Source organism: Trebonia sp. (genome assembly GCF_030042015.1).
Taxonomy (GTDB): domain Bacteria; phylum Actinomycetota; class Actinomycetes; order Streptosporangiales; family Streptosporangiaceae; genus Trebonia.
This window is the reverse complement of the sequence record NZ_JASIAL010000276.1, coordinates 42,879-51,054: the sequence shown is the minus strand read 5'-3', so window position 1 is coordinate 51,054 and position 8,176 is coordinate 42,879. Positions and strand designations below refer to the sequence as shown.

Annotated in this window: 6 protein-coding genes and 2 pseudogenes; 6 read left to right on the top strand and 2 right to left on the bottom strand. The window is 66.2% G+C overall.

The genetic code is table 11. The annotated features are described in order from the left end of the window. Together Q1N79_RS15055 and Q1N79_RS15050 are read left to right on the top strand one after the other, a co-directional pair. Positions 1–196, top strand: a pseudogene (locus tag Q1N79_RS15055) (IS630 family transposase); the annotation flags it as partial. 1,018 nt (positions 197–1,214) lie between these two features. Further along, positions 1,215–2,066, top strand: a complete 852-nt coding sequence (locus Q1N79_RS15050) for an FHA domain-containing protein (protein ID WP_300609549.1) — start codon at positions 1,215–1,217, stop codon at positions 2,064–2,066. A 231-nt stretch (positions 2,067–2,297) separates the two neighbouring features. On the opposite strand, the pseudogene Q1N79_RS15045 reads toward Q1N79_RS15050, so the two are convergent. Continuing rightward, positions 2,298–2,528: pseudogene (locus Q1N79_RS15045) on the bottom strand (tyrosine-type recombinase/integrase); the annotation flags it as partial. Positions 2,529–3,285: 757 nt separating this feature from the next. On the opposite strand from Q1N79_RS15045, the gene Q1N79_RS15040 reads away from it, so the two are divergent. The 4 genes from Q1N79_RS15040 to Q1N79_RS15025 all read left to right on the top strand — a co-directional run bounded on the left by Q1N79_RS15040 (position 3,286) and on the right by Q1N79_RS15025 (position 6,737). Continuing rightward, on the top strand, positions 3,286–4,155 hold the full coding sequence (locus tag Q1N79_RS15040) for a metallophosphoesterase (protein ID WP_300609543.1): 870 nt from the start codon (positions 3,286–3,288) through the stop codon (positions 4,153–4,155). A 102-nt stretch (positions 4,156–4,257) separates the two neighbouring features. Next, positions 4,258–5,103, top strand: coding sequence for an ABC transporter ATP-binding protein (locus tag Q1N79_RS15035; RefSeq protein ID WP_300609541.1), 846 nt, complete (start codon positions 4,258–4,260; stop codon positions 5,101–5,103). After that, positions 5,100–5,951 (top strand): ABC transporter permease, encoded by an 852-nt coding sequence (locus Q1N79_RS15030; RefSeq protein WP_300609540.1) that lies wholly within the window; start codon positions 5,100–5,102, stop codon positions 5,949–5,951. Before Q1N79_RS15035 ends, Q1N79_RS15030 begins: the two co-directional genes overlap by 4 nt. A gap of 30 nt (positions 5,952–5,981) precedes the next feature. Further along, positions 5,982–6,737, top strand: coding sequence for a 4'-phosphopantetheinyl transferase (locus Q1N79_RS15025; protein ID WP_300609538.1), 756 nt, complete (start codon positions 5,982–5,984; stop codon positions 6,735–6,737). On the opposite strand, the gene Q1N79_RS15020 is transcribed toward Q1N79_RS15025, so the two are convergent. Beyond that, positions 6,664–8,172, bottom strand: a complete 1,509-nt coding sequence (locus Q1N79_RS15020) for an AMP-binding protein (protein WP_300609536.1) — start codon at positions 8,170–8,172, stop codon at positions 6,664–6,666. The genes Q1N79_RS15025 and Q1N79_RS15020 overlap by 74 nt on opposite strands. Positions 8,173–8,176 lie beyond the last annotated feature (4 nt).

Below are 8,176 nucleotides of genomic sequence, written 5' to 3'. Positions count from 1 at the left end.
CAATCCGGTCGAGCGGATCTGGGGCGGGCTGAAGAACTACGTGGCCAACACCGCCGTCAGCTGGCCCGCCCGGCTACGGCAGATCCACTCCTTCTTCCGCGCCCGCTCACCGGACCAGATGCTGGACACCGCCGCGCCCTGGACCAGCCCTTGGCTACCGCCGCGTTACGAGCAGAACCTCTGGAATGCCGCTTAGCGCAGGTCCGAGCTCGGCATATTCGGCGAACGTCCACACGCGGCGGAATCGAAGGCCCCGACGCATATGCGCCGGGCGACTCGCCGAGAAAACGCGCGACCTCGGCGTCGTCGCGGTCGTCAGCAAATCCCAGCTCGTTCAAGGAAGCGACCGAGCTCGGCGGCCTGCCCACCCCTGCAAGATGTCGACGACGCCAAAAGCGACCTTCGACGTGGGCGCCGCCGCCCGAACAACCTTGCAGGCTTTGAAATGTATCGGAGAAGGTCCACGACCATGCGTGGACCTTCTCCGAACTGCCCACCCTCCTCGGTACTGGATCTGAGTTTCACCTCGAACTGCCCGCGCCTAAGCCGCACTATGTCAACCACGCGTCCGATGGCCTCTCCTCGCAGGCTGGCAAGCTCCTGAACGTGTGCGCATGTATCAAAGCCGAAGTGCCGACTATGCTTACGTCATGGCGCGTCGTATACTAGCCATTGCTCGAGCGAATTCTTTATATATGTATGGACGGTCAGCCTTGATACATTTCGACAAAGCGACAATTAGCCCTACGAGAAGCAGAGAATAGCGCACTATTGCGCGAATCGCCGGCAGGATGACAACTATCAGCGGAAGCCACATTTCTAGTTGGTGACTAGAAATCATCATGATTCCTCCCGGTATCTCGCTCTCAGTCTCATCGAACCCCACAAGTCTCCCTTGCTCCAAGAACTCCGTCCCATCTAACACTGTTGGGCCATAGTTCGGAATGATCCAGACGATCTCGGCGTCATATGGGAGAATAACCTCGGACGAGTCCGGACGAGACCGGACGCACACGGGAGGGAACGCCATCGAACTCGAAGGGTCTCACACGCAGGCTGCCGAAAGCCTGGTCTCCGAGCTCAACTCACTTCGCCGAGCTGCGGGCAATCCTTCTCTCGGACAGTTGGTCCGACTGAGCCACGACAAGCTAGCCCGGGCGACGCTTGATGACCACCTTTCAGGTCGCCGAAAGCGGTTGCCACCTTGGCATCTCGTGTCGGCGTACGTGCGTGCTTGTCACGAGGCGGCAACTGCAACCGGGCTCGATGTCCGGCCGTTGGGAACAATCGATGAGTGGAAGACCAGGTGGACCGCTGCCCTCGAAGGCAATGTCCAGGCAGCCAGCCCACTGAAGGAATTCATCAACACGACTGGTCTCACTACTCGCATTGATGAACCGACAGTGGCCGTCGAGCGATTTGTTTCTCTCAACGAAAATTCTCGCAGGTTTGACGCTGAGCGCCCGACGATGATCGCAGATCCTAATAGCGCCACAGCCTCAATTGCTCCCGTTCTCCAACGGCTTGAAGACAAGGTTTCGAAGCGAGCGCAATCGCTACCCTCGCAAACAGGGTTGCTCGTAGTAACCAACGGCGCAACCATTGGAACGAGCTTTCAAATTGAACATAACCTTACAACCATTGGCCGTAATCCAGCAAATGACATCTGGCTCAATGATCCCACTGTTTCTCGCAGCCATGCCCTTATTTACCGATATGGCAATAAATTTTTTGTGGAAGATCTCGATAGCAGCAATGGTACGTTTCTTCATCAGACTCGCATCATTGAGAAATCTGCACTTTCGCCTTATGATGAACTATGTATCGGCGTCTTTATTTTTTTGTTTATGCAGGGTCGCGCTACGCAAGACGAGACCACTTCACGTGTACCAGTTCGGAGAGGTCCCCTCTTGCCCCATTCAAGACTCGAGGAAGATATAGAGGCAGATACGGAGAGATTCAGGGCTTTCGCGGCCCGTCAAGACGAAGACTGGTCTTCCGGATATAGCGACGACTATGGTTGGCGCAGCCGAATCAGATGGCCACGGCGTCGCCATAGTGATTAGGACGCTTTCAAGGTCAGGCAGGATACGGAGTTCACTTGTAGCGCAAGCATGTCGGAGTGTGCGATCCCGGTAGATGCCTGACACCTTGGTTCTGGTTCCCGGGCGACAGTTTGCGGACGCGGTTCCGGTAGCTGGCTGACAGTAGTTCCGGTAGGTGGGCGACACTCCGAAGAGGTTTCCGTGTTTTCCGCATGCCTGGCGCTTGGCTGCGATCAACAGGCCCACGAGGTCGGCTATCTGCTCGATCGTGACTCCGTTGTCACTCATGATCGACACGAACGAGTGCCGAAGCTCTCGCGGTGTCCAGTTCTCCTCCAGGCCTGCGGCCTTGGTGATGCGGCGGAACGAGCGGCGCACGTTGGCCGCGTCGAGCGGCGTACCGACGCTGGTCGCGAAGACAAGGTCGTTGTCTTGCCACGCCTTGCCGACTTGGAGTCGTTGCCTGGCCTGCGCGCGCGGCATGATGGTCGCGTAGCGCCTTGGCGACGTCGTCGGGGATTTCCAGTGTGCGGCGGGACTTCTCGGTCTTGGTGTCGCCGTCTTCGCGCACCGAGCGCCACACGTAGACAGCCTACTTCTTGTGCCGAAAGCCGGTCTCGCTGACCGGTCGCCACTCCTTGGCTTCCGGTACCCACGCCGCGACGTGGGACCAACGAAGTGCGCGGGCTTCCTCGGTGCGGACACCGGTCATGAGACTGAGCACGACGTAGGCGTAAAGCGGACGTTGTCGGCGGTCAGCTCCTTGAGCTTGTACGCGCCGATGAACGGGATGAGGTTGGAGCCGGCGAGACTCTTGCAGTCGTTGATCGTCTTGGCGGACAGACCCTTGGTACCTCTGGCGGCTTCGACGGTGCCCTGGAATGGACCGACATAAGCGCGATCCTGCGGGCCGTCCTACCGCGACTGGCGGCCGTTCGGCCAGATCGCGGGCGTGCACACGGTCACATCGGGCGGCCACTACTTCGTCAGGGACCGCGCTGCCCAGGTCGCGGCTCCGCTCGAGCGGCACGCCCGTCAGTGACCGGCCCGCCCCCGCCGGAGCCGGGCTGGCGGGCCGCGGGAACCACTGTCCGTTCGGGATGATGTCTTTGATCTTCCGAACGGTCCCGGGTGACTGCCGCCCGCCCGAGCGGGCGCCGGAGAGCGATGGCGAACGGGTAAGCCGCTGAGCGAGCAATAGGCTTTTGCGGGAAAGCAACGGCAGATATACTCAATTCATATGCCTTCCGGTCGCATGCCGGCGCCCAGGCTGCTGGCTTTCAGTGATCTGCATGTAGGTTTTCCCGAGAATCGGAAGATTGTAGAGCAGCTCCGCCCGGAATCGGCAGCGGACTGGCTGCTTGTGGCCGGCGACGTCGCGGAGCGTTTCGCGGACATCGAATGGGCGCTGCGGGTTCTGAGCGAGCGGTTCGCGACCGTCGTGTGGGCACCGGGCAATCACGAACTGTGGACGCATCCGCGCGATAAGGTCCAGCTTCGCGGCGGGGAACGGTACGCGGGACTTGTGCGGCTGTGCCGGAGCCTGGGCGTGCTGACACCGGAGGATCCGTACCCGGTGTGGGACGGCGCCGGCGGCCCGGCGACGGTCGCGCCGCTGTTCGTCTTGTACGACTACACGTTCCGCCCGCCGGGGACGTCGGACAAGGCGCAGGGGCTTGCCGCGGCCTACGCCGCCGGCGTGGTCTGCTCCGACGAGCTGCTGCTGCACCCGGACCCGTATCCGAGCCGGGAGGACTGGTGCCGGGCCAGGGTCGAACTGACCAGGCGGCGGCTTGAGGCCCGCGAACCGGCGCTGCCGGTCGTCCTCGTGAACCATTTCCCGCTGGTTCGCGAGCCGACCCGGGTGCTGCGCTACCCGGAGTTCGCGCAGTGGTGCGGTACCGAGCGCACCGCCGACTGGCATGTCAGGTTCAACGCGGTCGCCGTGGTCTACGGTCATCTGCACATTCCGCGGACGACGTGGCATGACGGCGTGCGATTCGAGGAGGTCTCGCTCGGCTACCCGCGGGAATGGCAGGCCAGGCGGCGCGGCCCGCTCGGCCCGCGGCAGATCCTGCCGGCTCCAGTGACTCAAGTGACACGGGGATGACCGGGCAAGCAGGCCCGGAGCGGCCCGGCACCGGCCACTCAATTCTTCCGGGAAAGGCTGCTCCCTGATATTCTAGTTGCCGATCCTTCTAAAGGAGGATGCGTGACCGACCTGACGGTTCGCGCGCGCGGACTGCGCAAGCGATACGACGATGTCGTGGCCATCAACGGGCTGGATTTGGACATTGTACAGGGCGAGGTTTTCGCGCTTCTCGGGCCGAACGGCGCCGGTAAAAGCACCACCGTGGAAATCTTCGAGGGATATCGGAAGCGGGACGCCGGCGAGGTGCGCGTCCTGGGCACCGATCCGGCGGTGGCCGACCGCGCGTGGCGGGCCAGAATAGGAATCGTCCCGCAGTCTAGCCGGGACTCGGCCGAGTCGACCGTGCGCGAGATCGTCCGGCATTTCGCGGGATTCTATCCGAATCCACATGACCCCGAGGAGGTGATCGAGCAGACCGGATTGCTGGAGAAGGCCGATACCCGGCTGCACGCCCTTTCCGGCGGGCAGCGCCGCCGGGTGGACGTGGCGCTCGGCATCGTCGGCCGCCCCGACCTCGTCTTCCTCGACGAGCCGACGACGGGGTTCGACCCCGAGGCGCGGCGGCAGTTCTGGACGCTGGTGCGCGGGCTGTCCCGCGACGGCACGACGATCATGCTGACCACGCATTACCTGGAGGAGGCCGAGGCGCTGGCGGACCGCGTCGGCGTGATCGCCCGCGGCCAACTGCGCGCCGTGGCACCGCCCGCCTCGCTCGGCGGGCGGGATCGGGCGACCGCGCGAGTGACCTGGACCGGGCCCGACGGCCCGCGCAGCGTCGAGACCCGCACGCCGACCCAGACCGTGGCCGAGATCTCCGCCCTGTTCGGCGGGGAGATCCCCGGACTGACCGTCAGCCGGCCGACGCTGGAGGACATCTACCTGACGATGATCAGGGACGCGCAATGAGGACGACGGCCGGCAGCGGTGAGCGCGTGACGGCCGTCTCGCCGGCGCGACTGCCCGGCACCACCAGGACGGGCCTGTCCCGGGCGCGCCTTGAGCTGCGGGTCTTCTTCCGCGAGATGGACGCGGTGATCTTCACGTTCGCGATGCCGGTCATGCTGCTTGTCATTTTCGGCGCGATCTTCAACGGCAGCGTCGCGAACACGGGAGTGAGCTACCGGCAGTACTTCATCGCCGGCATCATCGCCAGCGGCGTCATGTCGACGACCTTCAACACGCTGGGAGCCACCGTAGCGATCGAGCGTGACGACGGCACCCTCAAGCGGCTGGCGGGCACGCCGATGCCGCCGGCCGCCTACTTCGTCGGCAAGATCTTGTTCGCGCTCGTGCTGTCCGTACTCGAGACGGTGATCATGCTGGCCATCGGGGTGGGCCTGTACGGGCTCCGGTTGCCCGCGGACCCTGGCCGGTGGGTGACGCTGGCCTGGGTCTTCCTGCTGTCGGCCGGCACCTGCACGCTGCTCGGGATCGCGGTGAGCAGCATTCCGCGCTCGGCGCGAAGCGCGGCGGGCGTGGTCAGCCTGCCGTACCTCGCGCTGCAGTTCATCTCGGGCGTCTACTTCCCGTTCACCAGCCTGCCCCGCGTCATCCAGCAGATCGCCGCGCTGTTCCCGCTGAAGTGGATGTGCCAGGGGCTGCGCTCGGTCTTCCTGCCTGACGCGCTGCTCCCCGCGGAGCCGGCGCACTCCTGGGAACATCCCATGACCGCCCTGATCCTGGCCGCGTGGGGGGTGGCCGGCCTGCTGCTGTGCCTGAAGACGTTCCGCTGGACCAGCCGGCTCGGCGGGTGACCCGCAGCTGACCCACGCCCTGGAGAACCCGTGCTTGAGGAACTGGTCCCGCCGCAGGTGGCCGTCGCCGAACGGTTCGACGACGCGCCCGCCGATGTCATGTTCCCGGAAGAGGCGGCCGTGATCGGCAACGCCGTGGACAAGCGGCGGCGGGAATTCCGGACCGTCCGCGCCTGCGCCAGGGACGCACTCGGGCAGCTCGGATGGCCGCCGGCGCCGATCCTGCCCGGCGAGCAGGGTGCGCCGCGATGGCCGGCCGGCCTGGTGGGCAGCATGACGCACTGCGACGGATACCGCGCGTCGGCTGTCGCCCGCGCGGCGGACATGGCCTCGCTCGGGATCGACGCCGAGCCCAACGCGGCGCTGCCCGACGGTGTGCTCGGCCTGATCAGCCTGCCAGCAGAGCGCGTGATGCTCGCGACGCTCGCGGCCGCCACGGCCGGGGCCTGTGCCGCTCGCGCGGGCGGCGTGCGGGGAGCGGCGGGTCCATGCTGGGACCGGATACTGTTCAGCGCCAAGGAGTCCGTCTACAAGGCATGGTTCCCGCTGACTCGCCGCTGGCTCTCCTTCGAGGAGGCGGCCGTCACGATCAGCCCGGCGGACGGCGCGTTCACGGCCCGCCTGCTCGTGCCCGGTCCTGTCGTGGGCTCCAGGCCGCTGCGTGCCTTCGAGGGGCGCTGGCTGGTCAGGCAGGGCCTGATCCTGACCGTGATCACGGTGCCCGCCGGATCTCGGCCCGGAGCAGCTCAGCGCACGCCATCCGGTCGACCTTGCCGCGGTCGTTGAGCGGCAGCCGCTCGATCCGGACCAGGTACCCGGGGATCATGTGCAGCGGCAGATGCGCGCGCAGCCGTGCCCGGAACTCGGCGAGCGGCGGCACCTGTCCGGCGCACACCGCGGCAAGCGCGATCCCGCCGTCCGGCGTGCTTACCAGGTCAACCACGACATCGCCGGCGTCAGCCCAGGTCCGGATCGCTCCCTCCACCTCATGGAGCTCAACGCGATTGCCCCGGATCTTGATCTGCTGGTCCAGGCGGCCCAGATGGACCAGGCCCTCGTCCTGGACCGCGACCCGGTCCCCGGTGCGGTACCACGCCTCCGCCGGCACCGGGCCGTCCGTGGCGGGCGGGGTGAACCGCCCCTCGTTGTCCGCCGGATCGTGATAGCCGAAGAACCGCTGTGAGCCCCGGATGAGCAGTTCCCCGTCGGATTCGATCCGGTATTCCAGGTGCGGGTAGACGTGCCCGATGGGAATCGTGCCGTTGGCGGTGATCGGCCACGCCGCCGGGTCACGCGGCAGTTGGTAGGTCGTCACCGCGACCGTGCACTCGGTAGGCCCGTACAGGTTCTCCATCGTGCCGTTCGGTGCCGCCTCCGCCCACGCCCGGGCCTGCGCCGCGGTGAGCTGCTCCCCGCCGAACAGGCTCCAGCGCAGCGACGGCATGCTGCCCGGCGGCAGCAGGCCTGCCTCGTGGGCGATGGTGATCAGCGACGGGACCGAGAACATGTGCGTGACCTGGTGCTGATTGATGAACCGCACCGGGTCGTACAAGTCGTCCGCCGACGGCACGACAAGGGCCGAGCCGGCGCCCCAGGCCGTGAACATTTCCAGGACCGACGGGTCGAACGCCAGGCTCGTCATCTGCGCCATGCGGCTGCCCGGCCCGAGATCGTACCTGTCGATGTTGAAGCGCAGGAACTCGTCCAGGTTGCCGTGCCGGATCGGCACTCCCTTCGGGCGTCCCGTCGACCCGGACGTGTAGAGCAGGTAGGCGACCTGGGCAGGGCCACCGGTCCAGTCGGGCGGGTCATCGGCCCGGGCCGGGGCGCGGAGCAGGTCCGACAGCGTCTCCGGGCCGATCCGCAGTACGCAGACCCGGCTCCCGTCAAGGAACGCGGTGTCCTGCTTCCGGTCGGCGATCACGAAGCTCAGCCCGGCCGACGCGGCGATCCGCGACAACCGCTCCGCGGGGTGTCCCGGGTCGAGCGGGACCGCGACGCCGCCGACGCGGAGCGCGGCCAGGTACCCCGCGTACGCCGCCACGGTCCTCGTGGCGAGCAGCCCGACCGCCGGGCGGACCGCCCCCGCTGCCCGCAGGCGGCCGGCGATCCCGCGGGAGACCGCGTCGAGCTGGGCGTACGTGAGCCGCGTGCCGGCCACGACCAGCGCCGTCCCGGACCGGTGGCTGCGCGCGCTGCGCGTGAACCAGTCGTGTAGCATCGCG